19 protein-coding genes are annotated in these 19,664 nt (G+C 64.0%); 7 read left to right on the plus strand and 12 right to left on the minus strand.

Annotated elements, in window-relative coordinates:
* Positions 1–17 precede the first annotated feature (17 nt).
* Entirely contained in the window at positions 18–995 is a 978-nt protein-coding gene (locus ABIB66_RS36310; RefSeq protein ID WP_275171750.1) for a magnesium transporter CorA family protein, read from the minus strand.
* A 337-nt stretch (positions 996–1,332) separates the two neighbouring features.
* On the opposite strand from ABIB66_RS36310, the gene ABIB66_RS36315 reads away from it, so the two are divergent.
* Positions 1,333–2,019, plus strand: coding sequence for a L,D-transpeptidase (locus ABIB66_RS36315; protein WP_275171749.1), 687 nt, complete (start codon positions 1,333–1,335; stop codon positions 2,017–2,019).
* Between the two features lie 37 nt (positions 2,020–2,056).
* Here the strand turns inward: ABIB66_RS36315 and ABIB66_RS36320 are convergent, their stop codons facing one another.
* Complete coding sequence (locus ABIB66_RS36320) at positions 2,057–3,151, minus strand: extensin family protein (RefSeq protein WP_354257966.1); 1,095 nt, start codon at positions 3,149–3,151, stop codon at positions 2,057–2,059.
* A gap of 65 nt (positions 3,152–3,216) precedes the next feature.
* Here ABIB66_RS36320 and ABIB66_RS36325 point away from each other — a divergent pair, with 65 nt between their 5' ends.
* The gene (locus ABIB66_RS36325; RefSeq protein WP_354209006.1) at positions 3,217–4,845 is read left to right on the plus strand and encodes a fatty-acid--CoA ligase; all 1,629 of its coding nucleotides are present in this window, start codon (positions 3,217–3,219) and stop codon (positions 4,843–4,845) included.
* A 170-nt stretch (positions 4,846–5,015) separates the two neighbouring features.
* A complete protein-coding gene (locus tag ABIB66_RS36330; RefSeq protein WP_007594716.1) occupies positions 5,016–5,870 on the plus strand; it encodes a DUF1499 domain-containing protein in 855 nt (284 codons plus the stop codon).
* A 68-nt stretch (positions 5,871–5,938) separates the two neighbouring features.
* Here the strand turns inward: ABIB66_RS36330 and ABIB66_RS36335 are convergent, their stop codons facing one another.
* The 4 genes from ABIB66_RS36335 to ABIB66_RS36350 form a co-directional block, all read right to left on the minus strand.
* Positions 5,939–6,859 (minus strand): MBL fold metallo-hydrolase, encoded by a 921-nt coding sequence (locus tag ABIB66_RS36335; RefSeq protein ID WP_354209008.1) that lies wholly within the window; start codon positions 6,857–6,859, stop codon positions 5,939–5,941.
* 177 nt (positions 6,860–7,036) lie between these two features.
* On the minus strand, positions 7,037–8,251 hold the full coding sequence (locus tag ABIB66_RS36340; protein WP_354057047.1) for an acyl-CoA dehydrogenase: 1,215 nt from the start codon (positions 8,249–8,251) through the stop codon (positions 7,037–7,039).
* A gap of 157 nt (positions 8,252–8,408) precedes the next feature.
* Complete coding sequence (gene ribB, locus ABIB66_RS36345; protein ID WP_007594722.1) at positions 8,409–9,485, minus strand: 3,4-dihydroxy-2-butanone-4-phosphate synthase; 1,077 nt, start codon at positions 9,483–9,485, stop codon at positions 8,409–8,411.
* 173 nt (positions 9,486–9,658) lie between these two features.
* A complete protein-coding gene (locus tag ABIB66_RS36350; protein ID WP_354257969.1) occupies positions 9,659–11,386 on the minus strand; it encodes a cation:proton antiporter in 1,728 nt (575 codons plus the stop codon).
* A 67-nt stretch (positions 11,387–11,453) separates the two neighbouring features.
* Here ABIB66_RS36350 and ABIB66_RS36355 point away from each other — a divergent pair, with 67 nt between their 5' ends.
* Together ABIB66_RS36355 and ABIB66_RS36360 are read left to right on the plus strand one after the other, a co-directional pair.
* Positions 11,454–11,981 (plus strand): DUF3124 domain-containing protein, encoded by a 528-nt coding sequence (locus tag ABIB66_RS36355; protein WP_354209183.1) that lies wholly within the window; start codon positions 11,454–11,456, stop codon positions 11,979–11,981.
* A gap of 65 nt (positions 11,982–12,046) precedes the next feature.
* On the plus strand, positions 12,047–13,282 hold the full coding sequence (locus ABIB66_RS36360; protein WP_354209012.1) for an aminotransferase-like domain-containing protein: 1,236 nt from the start codon (positions 12,047–12,049) through the stop codon (positions 13,280–13,282).
* Positions 13,283–13,292: 10 nt separating this feature from the next.
* On the opposite strand, the gene hpaD is transcribed toward ABIB66_RS36360, so the two are convergent.
* Together hpaD and ABIB66_RS36370 are read right to left on the minus strand one after the other, a co-directional pair.
* Complete coding sequence (hpaD, locus tag ABIB66_RS36365) at positions 13,293–14,147, minus strand: 3,4-dihydroxyphenylacetate 2,3-dioxygenase (RefSeq protein WP_354209014.1); 855 nt, start codon at positions 14,145–14,147, stop codon at positions 13,293–13,295.
* A gap of 17 nt (positions 14,148–14,164) precedes the next feature.
* Positions 14,165–14,437 carry a helix-turn-helix domain-containing protein gene (locus ABIB66_RS36370; RefSeq protein WP_354209016.1) on the minus strand — a complete coding sequence of 91 codons (273 nt, stop codon included), beginning with the start codon at positions 14,435–14,437 and terminating at the stop codon, positions 14,165–14,167.
* A gap of 158 nt (positions 14,438–14,595) precedes the next feature.
* Here ABIB66_RS36370 and ABIB66_RS36375 point away from each other — a divergent pair, with 158 nt between their 5' ends.
* Entirely contained in the window at positions 14,596–15,048 is a 453-nt protein-coding gene (locus ABIB66_RS36375) for a hypothetical protein (protein WP_354209017.1), read from the plus strand.
* Between the two features lie 96 nt (positions 15,049–15,144).
* Positions 15,145–15,372 carry a hypothetical protein gene (locus ABIB66_RS36380; protein WP_275171737.1) on the plus strand — a complete coding sequence of 76 codons (228 nt, stop codon included), beginning with the start codon at positions 15,145–15,147 and terminating at the stop codon, positions 15,370–15,372.
* Positions 15,373–15,441: 69 nt separating this feature from the next.
* Here ABIB66_RS36380 and ABIB66_RS36385 read toward each other — a convergent pair whose 3' ends face one another.
* The 4 genes from ABIB66_RS36385 to ABIB66_RS36400 all read right to left on the minus strand — a co-directional run bounded on the left by ABIB66_RS36385 (position 15,442) and on the right by ABIB66_RS36400 (position 19,618).
* Positions 15,442–16,260 (minus strand): aldo/keto reductase, encoded by an 819-nt coding sequence (locus tag ABIB66_RS36385; protein ID WP_354209019.1) that lies wholly within the window; start codon positions 16,258–16,260, stop codon positions 15,442–15,444.
* Positions 16,261–16,405: 145 nt separating this feature from the next.
* A complete protein-coding gene (locus ABIB66_RS36390; RefSeq protein WP_354209021.1) occupies positions 16,406–17,971 on the minus strand; it encodes an alkaline phosphatase D family protein in 1,566 nt (521 codons plus the stop codon).
* Between the two features lie 118 nt (positions 17,972–18,089).
* Complete coding sequence (locus tag ABIB66_RS36395; protein ID WP_275171732.1) at positions 18,090–18,509, minus strand: hypothetical protein; 420 nt, start codon at positions 18,507–18,509, stop codon at positions 18,090–18,092.
* A gap of 107 nt (positions 18,510–18,616) precedes the next feature.
* A complete protein-coding gene (locus tag ABIB66_RS36400; RefSeq protein ID WP_275171730.1) occupies positions 18,617–19,618 on the minus strand; it encodes an NAD(P)H-dependent flavin oxidoreductase in 1,002 nt (333 codons plus the stop codon).
* Positions 19,619–19,664 lie beyond the last annotated feature (46 nt).

Consider the following 19,664-nt stretch of genomic DNA (forward strand, 5'->3'; position numbering starts at 1 on the left):
TAAGGTCTCGGTAGCTATTACAGCCACTTCTTCCACTTGAAGATCCAGTACGGGACGATCGCCGCGATCAGCATCAGGACCAGCGCGTACGGATAGCCGTGCGCCCATTCGAGTTCCGGCATCGCTTTGAAATTCATGCCGTAGATCGAGGCGATCAGCGTCGGCGGCATCAGGACGACCGCCATGACCGAAAACAGCTTGATGATGTTGTTCTGCTCGAGATTGACGACGCCGAGCATGGCGTCGAGCACGAAGGTGATCTTGCTGGAGAGGTAGGAGGCGTGATCGGTCAGCGAGACGACGTCGCGCTGCATGGTCTTGAGCTGCTCGCGCATGTCCTTCGACCATTTCACGCCCTCCACCACCGCCGAGAGGAAGGCGACGACGCGGCCGATCGAGACCAGGCTCTCGCGAACCTTGGAGGTCAGATCGCCCTTGCGGCCGATCGAGATCAGGATTTGGGAATATTGCTTGGCGTGACCGTGGCGCTCGCTCTCCGGCTCGAAGATGTCATGCGAGACCTGATCGATCTCGGCGCCGCAGCGCTCCAGGATGTCGGCGCAGCGGTCGATCACGGCATCGAGCAGCTCCATCAGCACCATCTCGCCGGTGATGGCCGGCGTGCAGGAACGGGCCAGCTTGGCCTCGACCAGCGCAAAGGGCTTGGGCTGATCATAACGCACCGTTACCAGGCGGTGGTCGCCGAGAATGAAGGTCACCGCCGTGGTCCGGGGCATGTCGGTATCTGAGTGGCACATCAGCGTCGCGGTCATGTAGCGCGCGCCGTTCTCCATATAGAGACGGCTGGAGATCTCGATCTCCTGCATGTCCTCCCGGGTCGGGATCGCGATCCCCGACAGCTTCTCGACGGCTTTGTCCTCGGCCGCGGTCGGGTTGACCAGGTCGATCCACACTGCATGCTCCGGCACTGCCGCAAGGTCCTCGACGATGGCCTTCTTGAGGGAGGACTCGGAGGGAACGAACACAGAAAACATGCACTACTCCAGCAAGGGCCTGCGACAGAACGGACAGCCCTTAGCGCGATTCTGACAAGTTGATGATGACAAGCACATTAACGGAGCGTTTGCATTTGTGGCGGCGCCATGGCCCAACTGTGGCAGAGGATCGACACATGCCCCCGTTTTGTCCAGAAACCGACGCTTGCCCGCAAAACTTGCGACAGAAAAGCCACAGGTAAGGTCTTGCAGCGCGGGAGAAGCTTCGCAAGGCTGGAATTGTGGCAGATTTCAACGATAATGGAGCCATCGGAATCGTGGAATTGGGCTTGCTCAAGCCCCACGAAAGCTTGTTGTTGTCGATTGGAACCAAATCATGTCGTCGCTGAAAGTTACGCTGGGTATTTTGGCCGCTGGCCTGATGCTGTCGGGCTGCATGCAAGCCACGCATTTTGAAGCGACCGACACCAAGGCCTTCAAGCCGAAGGACAAGGAACTCCTCGCCAAGGTCAGGTACGAGAAGACTGCGGTCGCAGAGCCTTTCCGCCGCGCTATTGTCGATTACCACCGCAAGGAAACGCCGGGCTCGATCGTGGTCGATTCCGACAACCACTATCTCTATTACGTGCTGGATGGCGGCAAGGCGATCCGCTACGGCATCACGGTTGGCGAAGAGGCCATGGCCTGGTCGGGCATCGCCAAGGTGGGCAGCAAGACCGAGTGGCCGGCCTGGCACCCCACCCCCGGCGAGATTTCGCGCCTGGGCGTACCGACCTATGTCGCACCCGGCCCGGACAATCCGATGGGCTCGCGCGCGATGTATCTCTACTCCGGCGGCAAGGACACATTGTTCCGCATTCACGGCACCAATCAGCCGGAATATATCGGCGCCTCGATTTCGTCGGGCTGCATCCGCCTGACCAACGAGGACGCGATCGATCTCTATGACCGCGTCAAGGTCGGCACCCTCGTTGTGGTGCTCGAGCCCAAGCACGGTGATTCGCCCTACAATTCACGGCTTGCGCTCGGCGGCAGCCAGACCGGCCAGGCGGGCAGCTACTGATCAGGTTCCTGATCTCAGATACTCAAAAGCGCCGGTTTTACCGGCGCTTTTTTGTTGCCGGCTTGTGCGCCTGGGTTTTGTTGCCGTCGGCCGCCGACTTGTCCGCAGGCGCAGGAGATTTCTCCGCTTCGTCGTCAGTTCCTTGCTTGGCCTCGGGCTTCGTTTCAGGTTTGGCCGCGACCTCACGCGGCGGCGCCTCCTCGGGCCGTTCCGCCGGCAGCAGCGGAGCAATCTGCGGCAGGGGATCCCAGACGTTCCACTGGCAGATCCGGTAGTCGTTGCGCCGCTGCGCAAGGTCGAGATGGATATGGTCCTCGTGGTACCAATCCGAGCCGGGGCCGAGCACTGTCGAAAAGCGCGAGCAGACCGAATGCAGCACGCGTTCCCGCACCTCGCGGGGCATGGTGCGATCGGTCAGGCCGATCGACTGCCCGTTAGCGAGCTTGATGGCGCGGACATCGATCGCGTTGGCCTTGCCGTGCTCGGACAGCATGGCGCCGACAACGCGGTTGCGGCCGCGGCACTCGAAGCTGTCGAAATTGTCGAGATCGCTAATGGTCGAGCCGAGGCTCGCGGCCAGCGGCACCACGTCCTTGCGCACCCAATCGGCGATCGCGGACGCCATGGTGCAGCGGAGGATCGCCGCCGGCTTGACCGCCACCTTGCGCTTGTCGGGGAGCACGATGGCTTCGAGCCGCACCAGATCCTCACCGCCGCAGGCGCCGGGCCCCCGGATATCCGGGATCGAGGGCGCGATAGCGATCTCCTCGGTCAGCGCGAGGCGGCACGCCGAGGCCTGCTTCTCGGCCGGCGGCGCCGTCTCGGCAGGCTTGGTGGTGCCAGGTTTGTCCGCGGAAGGCTTGCCGCCGGTCTCCGCAGGAGCATCGTCCGACGCCTTGGGGGCCTCCTCGGGGCGAGACCTTGGGAGCGGGACCTTGCCAGATATCTTGGCAGAATGAACCGTCGCGCGGGGCCGTGGTGCAGCAATACCAAAGATATCGAGTGGGGACCCATATTTGCGCGCCTCTGCCCGATCCGCGAGCCCGAGCGCGACGGTAACCATTGCCGCGCCGACGGACATATAGCCGCGACAAGACCATTTGCGGCGAAAGGCGGGCAGGCTAAAACTCATGACAATTCTTTGGCCCAACGCTGAGAGCGACAATCCGCCCAGCGGCTTCTCGGAGGAACGACGGAATGCTTGGTTTGATGCAAGACTGGCCCCTGCTCTGCCACCGGATCATCGAACACGCCGCCAGGATTCATGGCAAGCAGGAGGTCGTGACGCGCTCGGTCGAGGGACCGATCCATCGCACCACCTATGCCGACATCCACAAGCGCGCGCTCAAGGTCTCGCAGATGCTGGAGCGCGACGGCATCAAGCTTGGCGACCGTGTCGCAACGATCGCCTGGAACACCTGGCGCCATCTCGAGGTCTGGTACGGCATCATGGGGATCGGCGCCATCTGCCATACCGTCAATCCCCGCCTTTTCCCCGAGCAGATCGCCTGGATCATCAACCATGCGCAGGACCGCATCGTGATGACCGACATCACGTTCATTCCGGTCCTGGAGAAGATCGCCGACAAGCTGACAAGCGTGGAACGCTACGTCGTGCTCACCGACAAGGCGCACATGCCGCAGACGACGCTGAAGAACGTGGTCGCCTACGAGGACTGGATTGCGGAGGCCGACGGCAAGTTTAAATGGAAGGACTTTGACGAGAACACGGCGGCCGCGATGTGCTACACGTCAGGCACCACCGGCGATCCCAAGGGGGTGCTGTATTCGCATCGCTCCAACGTGCTGCACGCGCTGATGGCCAACAATGTCGACGCGCTCGGTACCAGCGCCTCCGAGACCATGCTTCCCGTGGTGCCGCTCTTCCACGCCAACAGCTGGGGCATCGCCTTCTCGGCACCCTCGCAGGGCACCAAGCTCGTCATGCCCGGCGCTAAGCTCGACGGCGCCTCGGTCTATGAGCTGCTCTCGACCGAGAGGGTGACACATACCGCCGGCGTGCCCACGGTGTGGCTGATGCTGCTCCAGCACATGAGCGCCAACAATCTGAAACTGCCGGACCTGAAGATGGTGATCTGCGGCGGCTCGGCGATGCCGCGCTCGATGATCAAGGCCTTCCTCGACATGGGCTCGAACGTCCGCCACGCCTGGGGCATGACCGAGATGAGCCCGATCGGCAGCGTCGCGGCGCTGAAGCCGCCGTTCCAGAATGCGACGGGCGAGGCGCGGCTCGACGTGCTCCAGATGCAGGGCTACGCGCCGTTCGCCGTCGAGATGAAGATCACCGACGATGCCGGCAAGGAATTGCCGTGGGACGGCACGACCTTCGGCCGCCTCAAGGTCGCCGGCCCCGCCGTAGCCAAGGCCTATTACCGGGTCGACACTGACATCCTCGACGAGGACGGCTTCTTCGACACCGGCGACGTCGCGACCATCGACGAGGCCGGCTACATGCGGATCACCGACCGCTCCAAGGACGTGATCAAGTCCGGCGGCGAATGGATCTCCTCGATCGAGCTGGAGAACCTCGCCGTCGGCCATCCCGCGGTGGCGGAAGCCGCCGTGATCGGCGTGTTCCATCCCAAATGGGACGAGCGTCCGCTGCTGATCGTGCAGTTGAAGCAGGGCCAGCAAGCCAGCCGTGAGGACATCCTGAAGTTCATGGACGGCAAGATCGCCAAATGGTGGATGCCCGACGACGTTGCCTTCGTCGACGGCATCCCGCATACGGCGACGGGCAAGATCCTGAAGACCGCGCTACGCGACCAGTTCAAGGAATACCGCTTCCCGAACGCGGCGGCGTAGGCGGCCAAACCAAACACCGTCATTCCGGGCGATGCCAACGGCATCGAGCCCGGAATGACAGGCCGTAACATCCCGGGAACCCTTGAATTTGCCTCGGGGCCGTGATCTCAACGGCCCATAGTCGTGCCAGATCGGCCGGCACCGTCCCAATACCCGGCAGAGCTCACCCGATGGCCCGCAGGTTTTCCGCTCCCTACCAGTCGGAGCCCGTGTCCAGCCTCGCGAGCTGGGCGCGCAATCTGGCCGTGTTCGCAGTGGTGGCGGTGGTGGTCTCGATCATCATCGTCCGGTTCGGCTTCCTGGAAATGAAGCCGGCGCTCGCGACCTTCTTCGGCGGACTCGGGATTGCCGCACTCTCGATCCTGTTCGGGCTCGCCGGCTTTGCCGCGATCTGGCAGAACGGCTCGCGCGGCATGGCGCGCATCCTGCTTGCCTTCCTGATCGACGGCGCGATCCTCGCCTATCCCGCTTATCTCGGCCTGCAATACCGCAAGCTGCCGGCGATCCACGACATCACCACCGACCCGATCGACCCGCCGCGCTTCGACGCACTGGCCCGCCTGCGCACCGGCGATGGTGCCAACACCGCTGTGTATGCCGGCCTCTATTCGGCCGAGCAGCAGCGTCAATTCTATCCTGATATCGAGCCGATCGAGCTCGAGATTTCGGTCGACCGCGCCTATGCGATCGCGCTTCAGCTCGTCAACAAGCGCAAATGGCTGGTGATCGACGAGCGCGCGCCGCAGCCGCCGCGCCGCATCGGCCGTATCGAGGCGGTGGCGCGCTCGCCGATCATGGGGTTCCGCGAGGACATCGCGATCCGCGTCGTGCCCGACGGCGAGGATTCCCGCGTCGATATCCGGTCCGCCTCGCGCTATTTCGAGAGCGACCTCGGCAGCAACGCCGCGCGTGTGAAGAAATTCATCGACGATCTCAACACCGCCGCCGATGCCGACGCACTCAAGCCGGTAAAGAAGACGCCGGTGGCGCCGCCGAAGGCGCCGGCGAAAACTGTAAAGAAGTAGGGTTCTGTCATTCCGGGGCGACGCGAAGCGGCGAGCCCGGAAAACGCGCGCCCCGGAATGACGAGAGACTAGCTCGCCATCCGATACGTCCCGCCGATCACGGGATCGCCGTCCGTCGCCACCACGCCGCGGGCGACCAGGTCTTCCAGATGCGCCAGCACGGAATAGCCCGCCGCAGTGGTGAGCCTCGGATCGATGCCGATATAGATCGCCCGGACCATAGTCGGGATGTCGGTCTCGCCCTTGGCAAGGCGGTGCAGGATGGAGGCCTCGCGCGCCTTGCGGTGACGGATCAGGAAGCGCACGAAGCGCGGACCGTCCGGAATTTCGGGGCCGTGGCCGGAGAAATACACATCCTCCTCGCGTGCGGCGAGACGATCCAGCGATTCCATGTAGTCGATCATCGAGCCGTCCGGCGGCGCCACGATCGAAGTCGACCACCCCATCACGTGATCGCCGACGAAGTTGAATTTCCGCTCGGGCCAGGCAAACGCGAGGTGATTGGCGGTATGGCCAGGTGTCGCCACGGCCTCGAGCCGCCAGCCGTCGCCTTCGACCACGTCGCCGTGGGCGATCCTGATATCGGGCGCGAAGTCGCGGTCTGCGCCGGATTCCGGGTTGTGCTTCTCGCTCTCGAAACGCGGGCGCGAGGCGCGGTGCGGGCCTTCGGCGTAAACTGGCGCGCCCGTCGCCCGCTTGATCCGCGCGGTGTTCGGCGAATGGTCGCGGTGGGTATGGGTGACGAAGATATGGCTCACCGTATCGCCGCTGACGGCATCGAGCAGCGCCGCTGCATGCGCCTCGTCGTCCGGACCGGGATCGATGATCGCGACGTTGCCGCGGCCCACGATGTAGCTGACTGTACCGGTGAAAGTGAATGGGCTAGGATTGTTACAGAGCACGCGGCGCACGCCGGGGCGGACTTCCTCGACGATGCCGGGCTTCAGCGGAAAGTCGCGGTTGAACGGGACGTCGTCGTTGTCGGACATGGCTTGCTCATACCTTGCTGACTTCGTCACGCCCGGCCTTGTGCCGGGCATCCACGTTCTTCGCGTGGTCTAAGACGTGGATGGCCGGGACGTCTAGCGCGAAGACGCGCTTCGCGCTTCTGCCCGGCCATGACGCAATTCGAGAGTTCAGCCGCATCGCCCATTCAGGCGGTTTGCTCAGAAAAACGCCTGAATGCCCGTGATCGCGCGGCCCAGGATCAGGGCGTGGACGTCGTGGGTGCCCTCGTAGGTGTTGACGGTCTCGAGGTTATGGACGTGGCGCATCACGTGATACTCGATCGAGATGCCGTTGCCGCCGTGCATGTCGCGCGCGACGCGGGCGATGTCGAGCGCCTTGCCGCAATTGTTGCGCTTCATGATCGAGATCATCTCGGGCGCGAACTTGCCCTCGTCCATCAGCCGGCCGACGCGCAGCGAGCCCTGAAGGCCCAGCGCGATCTCGGTCTGCATGTCCGCGAGCTTCTTCTGCACGAGCTGGGTCGCGGCGAGCGGCTTGCCGAACTGCTTGCGGTCGAGCGTGTATTGGCGGGCGCGGTGCATGCAGTCCTCGGCCGCGCCGAGCACGCCCCAGGAAATGCCGTAGCGGGCGCGGTTGAGGCAGCCGAACGGGCCCTTGAGGCCGGAGACGTTGGGCAGCAGCGCGTCTTCCGGGACCACGACGCCGTCCATCACGACCTCGCCGGTGATGGAGGCGCGAAGCGACAGCTTGCCGCCGATCTTCGGTGCCGACAGGCCCTTCATGCCCTTCTCCAGCACGAAGCCGCGGATCTGGTTGTCGTGCGCGGCCGACTTGGCCCAGACCACGAACACGTCGGCGATCGGCGCGTTCGAGATCCACATCTTGCTGCCGGTCAGGCGATAGCCGTCCGAAACCTTCTCGGCGCGGGTCTTCATGCCGGCCGGATCGGAGCCGGCGTCAGGCTCGGTCAGCCCGAAGCAGCCGACCCACTCGCCGCTGGCGAGCTTCGGCAGGTACTTCTTGCGCTGGTTCTCGTCGCCGTAGGCGTAGATCGGATACATCACCAGCGAGGACTGCACCGAGTTCATCGAGCGGTAGCCGGAATCGACCCGTTCGATTTCGCGCGCGACCAGACCATAGGCGACATAGCCTGCATTGGCGCAGCCATATTCCTCCGGCAACGTGATGCCGATCAGGCCGAGCTCGCCCATCTCGTTGAAGATCTCGCGATCGGTCTTCTCTTCGAGATAGGCCTTGGCGACGCGCGGCAGCAGCTTGTCCTGGGCGTAGGCGCGCGCGGTGTCGCGCACCATGCGCTCGTCTTCAGTGAGCTGCTCGTCGAGCAGGAACGGATCGTCCCACTGGAAAGAAGCCGAACTCGGCTTGTCCTTGGCCTGAGGGCGCGCGGTCATGAAACGTCCTTTCGTCTGGTTCCGTCAATTTGCCCGACAAAGTAAAGCGCCGCGGCAACAAGTGCAATTGCGTTGCAGATGTATGGGTCTGCGTGAATCCCGGGGGCCGGCGAGGCGCACCTCGGGGGATGCGCTTCGCGCACCCGAGATGACAGCGCTAGCTTTCGAGCTGTTCGTTGGCGACGATCTCGATGCCGAAACCCGAAAGGCCCTTGTAGTCGTGCACCGAGGAGGTGAGATGCCGGATCGAGGTGACGCCGAGATCGCGCAGGATCTGTGCACCGACACCGACTTCGCGCCACTGGCGGTTGCGGTCGGCCTCGGTCGCGCTCTCATCGGGCAGCGGCGCCACGGGGACACCGGCAGCACCGTCGCGCAGATAGACCAGAACGCCACGGCCGGATTTCTTGAAGTGCTCGAGCACCGCCGCCATGCGTTTGTGGCCGGTGAAGATGTCCTTGACGATGTTCGGCTTGTGGAAGCGCGTCAGGACGTTCTTGCCGTCGCCGACGCCGTTGTAGACGAAGGCAACGTGGGCGATGGAATCGAACGGCGAGCGGTAGGCATAGCCCTGCAGCGGCCCGATCGGGCTCTCGGTGACGAAGGTCGAGACCCGCTCGATCAGCTTCTCGCGCACCTGCCGGTAGGCGATCATGTCGGCGATGGTGACGTGCTTGAGCTTGTGCTGGGCGGCGAAGCGGGCGACCTGCTCGCCCTTCATCACGCTGCCGTCGTCGTTCATCAACTCGCTGATGACGCCGACCGGCGGCAGGCCGGAGAGCTTGCACAGATCGACCGCGGCCTCGGTATGGCCGGAGCGCAGCAGCACGCCGCCGTCCTTGGCGATCAGCGGGAAGATGTGACCGGGACGGGCGAAGTCGTTGGCACCGGCGTTGGGATTGGACAGCGCGCGGCAGCACGAGGCGCGCTCCTCGGCCGAGATGCCGGTGCCGCCGTCGGGCTTGTAGTCGATCGAGACCGTGAATGCGGTGGTGTGCGCGGAATCGTTGTGGGCCACCATCGGATCGAGCCGCAGGCGGCGCGCATCCTCGGTGGTGATCGGCGCGCAAACGATGCCGGAGGTGTGGCGGATGATGAACGCCATCTTCTCGGCGGTGCAGAACGAGGCGGCGACGATCAGATCGCCCTCGCCCTCGCGGTCATCGTCGTCGGTGACGACCACGAGCTCACCCCGGGCAAAGGCCTGCAAGACTTCCTGGACGTTATCCGGCATTTCCCAATCTCTGACGGTTATGGCCCGGAGGCTTAGCCGGACTTGGGCCGGGGCGCTAGTGTCCCCGGCGCAACCGCATATGCCGGACCGCAGCCCTGCCCGGGGGCGACTTGCACCGGGCATGCCAGCGATATGGGCGCGGAGAAGCCCGGCGAGAAGCCGGCCGGGCGCGGTCAGGGCAGCACTTCGCGCCGTTCGCCGAGCCGCTGATCGAGCTCGGCACGCTTGTCGGCCAACAGGCCGGCCTGGGCGGCCTCGATCACCGTGAACAACTCATGGGCGTCGCTGAGCCGGGTCACGGTGACATAGCTGGCGCCAGCCGCGTAGAGTTCATCCACATCCGACAACAGATCGGCCGTGGCAATGATCATGGCGGTCGGGTTGAGGGTGCGGACGTGGCGGACCAGCTTCTCGTTGCTGGCCCCCTTCAGAAGCGCATCCGGTACGCTGAGGATGATCATCTCGGACTTGCCGACGCCGGCATGGAGCAGCGTGTCGGCGCTGCTGATATCGCCATAGATCACGTGCAGGCCGCGCGATAGCAGCGTCTGGTACACATTGGGATTGAAGTCGATCACGGTGATCTGCTCGAGCAGCACCGGTGCCTGCCGTTCGATCTCGGCGAGCAGCGCGCTCGCCGCACGGAAAAAGCCGAGGATGACGATGCGGCGGGCCTCGCCATGGCCTTCGTGCCCTTCCTCACCATGGCCATTGCCGTGGTCGAGATCGCGCAGGCCTATCCGCTTCAGGGGGCCGATCGCCCAGCGGGTGATCTCGTCGCTGCGGGTCATCACGAAGGTCGACAGCACCGCCAGCACCACGAAGGCGAAGGAGGCCGCATTCGCCGTCTCGGCCGCGATGTGGTGGGCGGCGACGCCGGTCTGGATCACCACCAGCGAGAACTCGGAGATCTGCGCCAGGTTAAGTGCCGGCAACAGGCTGGCGCGCAGCCCCTGCTTCATCAGATAGAGCGGGGCGAAGGTAGTGACGAGGCGGCTCGCCACCGTGAATGCCGCGATCATCAGGGCAAGCCCGATCACGGAGAGGCCGGGCACGGGAATGGTCATGCCGAGCGCGACGAAGAACAGCGTGATGAAGAAATCGCGAAGCGTGGTGACCTTGGCCGTGACGTCGAGCGCGTAGGGAAAGGTCGAGAGCGAGACGCCGGCGATCAGGGCGCCCATCTCGCGCGACAGCGACAGCCGCTCGGCGGTCTCGGCGACCAGGAAGCACCAGGCGAGCGCGCCGAGCAGGATCAGCTCGGGGCGGCGGGCGATCTGGTGAAACAGGCGCGGCAGTACATAGCGGCTCACCAGCAGCGCGGCGGCGACCAGCACCGCGACGCGGCCGATCGAGAGCAGGATGACGCTGATTTCCAGATTGGCAAGGCTCGGCTGCACCGCCAGGAACAGGATCGCGAAGATGTCCTGGAGTACCAGCACGCCGAGGGTGATGCGGCCCGGCAGCGTGTCGAGCTCACGCTTCTCGTAGAGCACCTTGACGATGATGACGGTGCTCGACAGCGCGCAGGCCACGCAGAGATAAACCGCGTCGAACTGGCCCCCACCGAACGACAGGCCAATGCCGGCGAAGAACAGCACCCCGAGCAGGCAGCCGCCGATCAGCTGGCCGCCCGCCGCGAACAGGATGACCTTTCCCGCCCGCACGATCTTCTTCAGGTCGATCTCCAGGCCGATCATGAACAGCATGAAGATCAGGCCGAGCTCGGAGATGACGCTGATCGATTCCTGCGACTTGACCCAGCCGGCGCCAAATGGACCTATGCAGAACCCGGCGATAAGATAGGCCAGGATCAACGGTTGCCTGGAAAAGTGGGCAAGCAGGCCCAGCATCCAGGCAAACAGGATACAGAGAGTGATGTCGCGAATGAGTTCGTGCATGCCAGATTGGTCCGTTTTGCCGCACCCTAGTGATCGAGTGCGGCGCGGCAAGCGAGCAATTCGTCACATGCGGATCGGGCTCGCCATTGCAATGCTGCTATGCCCCCTCGCCTCCGCCAGCCCCGCATCCGCTCAATCCAAGGTCAATATCGAACAAAGCTTTGCCGATTCCCTCACCGCGCTGCCGAAGGAAGAACTCGCCGTCTCCGGCGGGTTCTACGTGCCGGCTTATTCCAGCGTCGCGATGAGCCAGGGCAAGCTGCGCGTCGACTTCTCGGTGACCCTGAGCGTGCACAACGCCTCCGAGACCCAGCCGCTGGTGGTCAAACGCATCGCCTATTTCGATACCGCGGGCAAGCAAGTCGAGAGCTATCTGAAGGCACCGGTCGCGTTGAAGCCCCTCGCCACCGTCTCGATCTTCATTCCGACCGACGACGTACGCGGCGGGACCGGAGCCAATTTCCTCGTCGATTGGGCTGCAACAAGCGAAATCGCCGAGCCTGCTGTCGAGGCCTTGATGGTTGGCGGCGTCGCCAATGCGCATTACGCTTTCATCAGCCAGGGGCGTCCGACTCGGACGGTCGGCAAGAAATAAGCAAGAAATACGACTGACCGGCGCAAAGCCGGCAGCCTCACAAGAATAGAACGAGGAACGCTCCCATGACGTCCAGCTTCGATTTTGCGCCCCTGTTTCCCGCAGGGCTGCCGGCCCCTTCTGCGCGCTGGACGGGCCTCGCCAAATACAGTTTTGTCGGTGGCAACAACGACTCCGAACAGCTGCCGCTCGCTCATCTGATCGAGGCCGCCAACCTGGCTCTGCAACGCGAAGGCCGCTCGCTCGCCACCTACGGGCTGGCACATGGTCCGCAGGGCTATCTGCCCTTGCGCGAATTCCTGGTGACGAAACTGAAGCGCGATGCCGGCATCAACTGCACGGTCGACGATCTCCTGATCGTGTCCGGCTCGCTGCAGGCGCTCGACCTCGTCAACGCCACGCTGCTGACGCGCGGCGATACCGTGATCTTCGAGCAGGATAGCTATCAGGGTTCGCTCACCCGCCTGGCACGGCTCGGCGTCAACGTGGTCGGCATCCCGCTCGACAAGGACGGCATGCGCATGGACGTGCTGGCCACGACGCTGGCCGACCTCAAGGTTCGCGGCGTCCGGCCGAAATACATCTACACCATTCCGACCGTGCAGAACCCGACCGGCAGCATCATGCCGGAGGGTCGCCGCACCGAGCTGTTGCGGCTGTCGGCAGACTACGGCGTGCCTGTATTCGAGGACGATTGCTATGCCGATCTGGTCTGGTCAGGACAGCGGCCGCCGGCGATCCACGCGATGAGCCCGAACGGCGGCGTGATCCATATCGGCTCGTTCTCGAAGTCGATCGCGCCCGCGCTGCGCGTCGGCTTCATCGTCGCGCCGTGGGATGTGATGTCGCGGATGCTGGCGCTGAAGACGGACGCCGGCTCGGGCGCGCTGGAGCAGATGGTGCTTGCCGCCTATTGCAAGCCGCATTTTTCAACCCACGTGCCGGCGCTGACGAAGGCGCTGCGGACCAAGCTCGACACGCTGATGGAAGCTCTCAACGAGCAGTTCGGGACGGCCGCCGAGTTCGAGGAGCCCAAGGGCGGCATATTCCTGTGGATGAAACTGCCCGATCAGGTGGATACGCTGAAGCTGTACCAGGCCGCGCTTGCCGCCGGCGTCTCGATCAATCCGGGGCCGGAATGGTCGACCGACAAGAATCATTCCAGATCGCGCCTGCGGCTGTGCTTTGCGAGCCCCTCACATCAGCAGATCCGCGAGGGCGTCGCCGTGCTGGCCGAGATCTGCCGCAAAGAGTTCGGTGTGCCGGCCCGCAGCGCCAATGTGGAGAAGGCGCAAATGTGAGGGCGATGCCTTAAGCCGCGACGTGAAACTCCACGTTCACCTGGCCGCTGCCGGATGACGGAAAGTACTCACAGAGCTGCTCGGCCCTGTCATGGTACTCGTACCAGCCAAGCGCGGCGAACAGCATGATGGTGTCGGCCATACCGCCCTCACCGTTGCACTTGGTTGCGTAATCCGGAAGCATGTCGAGGAATTCGCGGTAGCGACGGCTCTGCCAAAGCTCGAGCACGCGCAGGTCGACCTGGCGGTTGAACTCGCTGGCAACGCTCGTCCACGCCTCTGGGCCCAGCTTCTTGTTGGGCCAGAGCCGATGTGAGAGCGAGCCGCTGGCCAAGATCGCAACCCGTTCGCCGGATTTCTCGATGGCACGTCGCGTCGCCTCGCCGAGAGTCCGGCTTTCCTCGAACGACGTGAACAGCGGCGAGGCGATCGAAACCACCCTCGCGAAGCCGTCCGAATTCATGTAGTGCATCGGCACGATCGTGCCATATTCAAGCCCGAGGCTCGGCACTTGATGCGCGTTGACATCGAGCCCTGCAACGCCGGCTTCGGCGGCGATCGCTTCGGAGAGCCTCGTGTCGCCCGGCAGATCATAACTCAAATCCTGAATCATGTGCGGCGCCTCGTGGCTGGTGAACGAGGCGCGATGCCGCGCGTTGGCGTTGATGTGATAGCCGAAATTGGAGAGCCAGTGGGTGTCGAACACCACGAAGGTGGTGACGCCGCGCGCTTTCGCCCGCCGACCGAGTTCGCGCAAGGAGTCCACGGCCGCCTCGCGCGCCGAGCGCAAATGACTGCCGGGCTTTTCCGAGAGCATCAGCGATGGGACATGCGTGACCTTGGCTGCCAGTACGAGTTGCCCCATCGTGCTCACCTCAAGCGTCAAGCCGCCTGGGGCTGGCTGCCGTGGATCGCGGAGGCCAGCCGCAGCAGCAGCACGATCGAGACATTGCCCTTGCCGGCCTCGATCTGGGCGATGTAGCGCTCGGATATCCCGGAGCGGCGGGCAAGCTCCCGGCGCGACAGGACGCAGCGCATGCGTGAGGACTTCAAGCGGTCGCCCAGCTCGGCCAAAAACGCGGTCTCGGAATAAGGCGGCACGGCACAGCTCCCCGGCAGCACCTCGCCTGCGAAATCCCTGACTTGATTCAGCATCGGTCTATCCAATTTCGCCTTCGGGAGCGCCATCCTACCGGGGAAACCGGCTGCCTCATTGACGCGGATCAAATTCGCGCGCGAATGGCGGCCAGCGTGGACGATCGCGCGCGGGATGCTACACTTCGGAATTATTCGGAGGTGGGGCTTTTCAGGACATGACGAGTTGTTTGAGCCGCTGGATCGCGGCAGCAGTGCTGTGGGCTGCGTTCGCGCCCGCAGCCGGTGCCGAGTCGCTCGCGGCGACCATCGAGCAATGGGGACTGCTCGGCTCATGGGCGGTCAATTGCGCGGCCCGGCCCGACCGCGACAAGGGCGCGCTCTTGACTTACGAGATCCGGAAGGACGGAAGGGTGATGTACCGGCGCAATTTCGGCGAGGCCAAGGACGAAAACGAAGTGGTATCGGCGATGGTCAACGCCGACGGCCTGCTCAATGTGATGGTGTACTTCCCCTTGCTGCAGCAGACGCGCGAGTTCGGTCTGCTACTCTCAAAGCAAGGCAGCTTGCGCGCAATCTACAATCGCAGTGAGCGCGGCGAGTACACGATCAGGGACGGCAAATACGTCGCGACAGGCGCGCCAACACCCGCACAACAGCGCTGCGATTAACCCACCTGAACAGGCGTTCAGAATTCTCCTGCGATTCCTCCGGAACGTTCACGCGAATGCGCCGTTTAGATTTGCATTCCATTGGAGGAGGACATCATGAAGAAGTTTGGTTATGTGCTTGCCGCTGTCGGCGCGCTCGCGGTTGCATTGCCGACGCTCGCCAGCGCGGAGACGGTGGTGATCAAGCGCGGAGGTCATCATCACGGCGCGTACGGCGCCCGCGCCGAATACGGCATGCATCGCGATCACGGCTGGCATCGCGGCTGGCGCCATCGCGACCGAGTCGTCGTGATCAAGCGTGGTCACCGCCATCATTGGGACTAATGCGCAACGCAATACGGAAATGGCCCCTCACGGGGCCATTTCTTTGCGTGTACGAAACGGTCGGCGAGGTCAGTCCCATGCCGGCGCAAAGCCGGGATTGACGCAGCGCCTGTCCTTCGGCAGCGCGGCGATCTTGTTGCGGTCGGCATCGTCGAGCGTGATCTTCAGCGCGTCGAGATTGGCCTGCTGGCTCTCGCGGCGTGAGGCTTTCGGGATCGCGGCGACACCGTCTTGGTCGAGCAGCCATTTCAGCGCGACCTGCGCGGCGCTTGCATTGTGCTTGGCGCCGATCTCGGCCAGCACCGGATCGGAGGCGACGCGCCCCTGTGCCAGCGGGCAATAGGCGACCAGCGGGATCGACTTGGCGTTGAGATAGGCCAGCACCTTCGATTGATCGAGCATGGCGTGATATTCGATCTGATTGCAGGCGATCGGCGCCTTGATGTCCTCGACCGCGATCTTGAGCAGCGCCGTGGTGAAGTTGGCAACGCCGATCGCCCGCGTGCGCCCCTCCTCCTTCAGCGTCATCAAGGTCTCGAACACCGCACCCCAGTTCGCGGCCCTGGACGGCCAGTGCACGAGATAGAGGTCAACATGGTCGAGCCGCAGCTTGTTCAGGCTGGTGTCGAAGGCGCGGCGGATGGCGTCGGGGCTGAGGTTCTCGTGCCAGACTTTTGTCGTGACGTGCAGCTCGCCGCGCGGCAGCCGGGCCGCAGCGAGCGCCGCGCCGATCGGCTCTTCGTTGCCGTACATCTCAGCGGTATCGATATGGCGATAGCCGATCGAGAGCGCGCTCTCGACCGCCGCGCGGCAGGCATCGCCCTGCATGCGGAAGGTCCCGAGGCCGAGCTTGGGCATGCTGATGCCCTGTGTCTTGAGAGTATCCATGAAAAGGCTCCTGACGTCGTTCAGCCCGCCGGAGGCCAGCAGCGATGCTGCGTGAGCAGACTCTTCGGGGATGGAAAAGAGGTGGCGGGAATGGACAGCATAGCGCGGCAGGTGCACGGCGGCCAATCAAGATCGGGTTAGCGACCTACGAATGCTGCGCCACCACGGCTGGACGCACCTGCGGTTGCGGCACGATATCGACCGACCAGAGGTCCCGGTTGTCGACGTCCTTCAGCGTCACTGTCATCACGCCGGTTCGGCCTTCAATGTCGACCTTGCCGAAGAACTGGAGTCCGAAACAGGGGGCCAAATTCTCGCCCTGCGCTTCACTGCATCCGTTCTGGTATATCGCGACCGGACCAAAGGTGTTGTCGAGCTCGCCCGGCCCCCAGGTGCCGGCATGCAAGGGCCCCGAGACGAACTCCCAGAACGGTTCGAAGTCTTGGAATTGCGCCCTGTTCGGATCGTAATAGTGCGCGGCGGTGTAGTGCATGTCGGCGGTGAGCCAGACGATGTTGCGGAGTCCGGCGCGCTTGATGGAGGCGAGAAGATCGGCGATCTCGTGCTCACGCCGGTCGGGCGGCCCATCACCCAGCGCGACCGCATCGAGGCTGACCAGCCCGATCGGCAGATCGGCCGCGATCACCTTCCAGGTCGCGCGCGAGGCGGCGAGCTCACGCTTCACCCAGGCGAGCTGTTCGGCACCGAGGATCCAGCCGCGGTGATCGTCGCCCTTGTTCCAGTTTTCATCGCGATAGCTGCGCATGTCGATCATGAACACGTCGAGCAACGGACCATAAGCGATCTTGCGATAGACCCGCCCCTTTCGCGCGCCGATGTCGCGGATGGGCATGAAGTCGAAGAAGGCGCGGCGGGCGCGCGAGACCAGGCGCGGGGTGCCGTCATCCTCATGGCCGGCCCCGTCATAGCTGCCGGTCGGCGACCAGTCGTTGGTGACCTCGTGATCATCCCATTGTGCAAACATCGGCACCTCGGCATGGAAGGACCGGAAGTGCTCGTCGAGATGGTTGTATTTGTAATTGCCGCGGAACTGCGCCAGCGTGTGCGCGACCTCGGATTTCTCCTCGGTCACGACATTGCGCCAGATCTCGCCGTTCGGCAGCGTCTGCTCGGAGGGAATCGTGCAGTCGGCATAGATGTGGTCGCCGGAGTGGATGAAGAAGTCCGGGCGATTTTCGAGCATGGTGCGATAGCTGCGGTAGCCACCGCGCGATGTGTCGATGCCCCAGCCCTGCCCCGCGGTATCGCCGGACCACAGGAACGAAATCGAGCGGCCGGCAGCCGGCGCAGTGCGGAAATGGCCAACGCGGCTTTCGCCGGCGATGCCGGTCGCGATGTCGTCGAAGCGCACACGATAGAAGATGTCCTGCCCGGGCGGCAGATCTTCCAGCAGCAATTTCGAGGTGAAGTCGGCATCGGGCGACGCATCGCGCGAAGCCGACGCGATGACGGTCTTGAAACTTTCCACGGTCGAATAGTCGACCTGCATCCGCGCCGGCCGGTCGGCGCGCGCCCAGATCACGGCGGAGCCAGCCGAGACGTCGCCGGACTGGATGCCGCCTGCGATCTGCGGACGATCCGCGGCACGGCTGAGATGTGGCGTTGCGAGCGCGGCGACGGCGAGGCTCGAGGTGGAACGGACCAGGAATTGCCGCCGGGTCCAGGCGCGCGAGGCGCGGAGCGCTACCATTCAGGAAACCTTCGTCGAATCGCGACGGAAGGTGCCTGCGTCGTTTGACCCCCGGCTTACGGTTTCTTGACCGCGGGCCTACGGTTTTGCGACGTACGGATGACGGCTCGGAACTGAGCTAATGCTTCCAGTTGCAGATGCCGCCGGTGCGACAGGGCCAGGTCTGGATGCGGGTGTCCATCGCCTGCGCGTCGAGCGGATTGCCGTGGCGATGCGCGAGCTTGGTGCGTGCCGCACCGCGTGGCTGCGCGGGCTTGGCGTGCGCGACCTTCGGCACCGGCACGCGCACGCGTTCGGCGGCGACCTTCTTCGGCACGTCGACCGGCTCGGCGCGCGCCTGCGCCTCGTTGCTGCCGCGCGCCTCCAGCGCGACCGGCGCGAATTGGGTTTCGGGCCCGAGCCGCTTCGGCGACAGCACCGCCTTGGAAAGATCGAGGCCGAGATATTCGTCGGGCTTGTAGTCGTCAGCGCGCGCGACGCCGGCCCATGCGAGCACGAGGGCAACGGCAATTGCAAAAGGAGCGCTCTTTGGAATCACGGACGCCTCCTGAAATTGATTGTTAAGAGGTAATTTACCTCTATTTAGGAGGCGTCGCGCGCAATTCCAGCGGTCAACTGCCGCCGTGGTTAAGAAGTTTGGCGGTGTCAGGCGACCTTTCGCGGTGCACCCGCCCCTTCAAGAAACCCCATCAGGCGGGTACGGATGATGGTTTCCGCCTCAGCCATGATCCTGTCGACGAGTTCCTTGCAGGTGGGGATGTCGTGGATGAGGCCTGCGACCATGCCGCAGCTCCACGCGCCCGCGTCCATTTGACCATCCAGCATGATCCTGGGATAGACGCCCGCGACCTGGTCGTGGATGTCGTCGATCTTCAGCTTGTCGCCCTTCTCGCGTTCGATCTCGAGCAGACGGTCGACATTGGCGTTCTTCAGCACGCGCTCGGTGTTGCGCAGGCTCCGCATGATCAGGCGGGTGTCGAGCTCGGTCGCGGCGACCAGCGCGTTCTTGACGTTCTGATGCACTGGGGCTTCCTTGGTGGCGATGAAGCGCGTGCCCATGTTCATGCCGGCCGCCCCCAGCGACAGTGCCGCGACGAGGCTGCGGCCGTCGGCCATGCCGCCGGAGGCAACGAACGGAATCTTCAATTCCTCTGCCGCGCGCGGCAGCAGAATCATGTTGGGAATGTCGTCCTCGCCGGGATGGCCGCCGCACTCAAAACCATCGACGCTGACGGCGTCGCATCCGATGCGCTCGGCCTTGAGGGAGTGGCGCACCGAGGTGCATTTGTGAATGACCTTGATCCCGGCGGCCTTCAGCGCTGGCATGTAGGCTTCCGGGCTGCGGCCCGCGGTCTCCACGGACTTGATGCCGCCTTCGACGATGGCGGCGATGTATTCCGGATAAGGCGGCGCGGCGAAGGTCGGCAGAAAGGTGAGGTTCACGCCGAACGGCTTGTCGGTCATGTCACGGCAGCGCGCGATCTCTTTGGCCAACAGCTCCGGCGTCTTCTGCGTGAGACCGGTGATGATGCCGAGCCCGCCGGCATTGGAGACGGCAGCCGCCAGCTCGGCAAAGCCGACGAAATGCATGCCGCCCTGGATGATGGGGTGCTCGATGCCGAACAGTTCGGTGATCGCGGTCTTCACTTAAATTACCTCCCGGGCTTTTGCTTGACGTTCGGACCCAGTCTAG

Source organism: Bradyrhizobium sp. F1.13.3 (assembly GCF_040548265.1).
GTDB lineage: Bacteria > Pseudomonadota > Alphaproteobacteria > Rhizobiales > Xanthobacteraceae > Bradyrhizobium.